Below are 1005 nucleotides of genomic sequence, written 5' to 3' on the forward strand. Positions count from 1 at the left end.
ACTCATCAAGACTGATTTCTAGCTTACCCTTGTCAGGCACAAACACTGAAGCCATGCCGTTTTGTATGGCTAAGAGTACCGCCCCATGCTCGTCAGGCTGCTCGCCCAACACAACAATACATGGCAGTGTCGCAGGATCGAGCGCCGAAATATCGCGCTCTGTAAGATCTATCTCTAGGCCTGCGTTCTGTGCAGCGCGTGGTAGTAATGATGACGAGAGGCGTTCTTCACTTATCGGAACACCAGAAAGCAACGATGCAGCGCTTTGCGCTCGACCCAACAAACGACTAAGCTCTATGAGGCATTCGAGAAATGAACGCTTACTTTTTGGTGCTAGACTCGAACCATTCACCATACGGGGCTCACTCAAAGCTCAACATGCGAAAGAATAAACCAATCATTTAAGCTGTCTCTGATGCACATGAAGGGTCGACTAAAGCTTGCTCCCCAATTGCATAAGCCATTTTGCGAACACGGAGACACAGGGTTTCGAACAACATAAGTATTGTTTTCTACATTGGTCCAATATTCGTCTTGAATGCCTGCTTTTAAGTCAACGCTTGGAAGGTTATTGAGGATGTAGATGAAGTCGCGGAGCTCATTAATTCGCGGCAAATGCCAATCACCGAGGTTATTAACTGTCGTGCCGCCACATGTGGAATTTGCTCCTGACCACGCCTTTTGATTTATGGGGGTTACGTCGTACCACATGCGCTGGTCGTTGATGTCATGCAGATACACGTTTTCGTCAACGACTGCCGATGCATCCGTCAAACCAACGACTTTGTCATAAATGATATTGACCTGATATTGATAGTAGCGACTCGAACCATCCACCAGCACATTATCGATATTAACGGTGTAAATCGTGTCGCAGGCGTAGTTGAAATACCAAGTGATTTGTTTCGCGGAACTGTTTACGAATACGTTATCTCCGCGCAGTGTTCCGTTATCCGTTTTGTAGCTATCTGAGGCGACCTTATCGATGAGGGTTTGAGCAACGTT

2 protein-coding genes are annotated in these 1005 nt (G+C 46.9%); both read right to left on the reverse strand.

Annotated elements, in window-relative coordinates; genetic code table 11:
- The coding region (locus A3738_RS05445; RefSeq protein ID WP_231876543.1) for a cysteine peptidase family C39 domain-containing protein at positions 1–355 on the reverse strand (355 nt) is incomplete at its 3' end.
- An 11-nt stretch (positions 356–366) separates the two neighbouring features.
- Positions 367–1005 (reverse strand): hypothetical protein (locus tag A3738_RS30640; protein WP_197473625.1); only part of this gene is annotated, 639 nt, incomplete at its 5' end.

The sequence above is a fragment of the Oleiphilus sp. HI0066 genome (assembly GCF_001635725.1).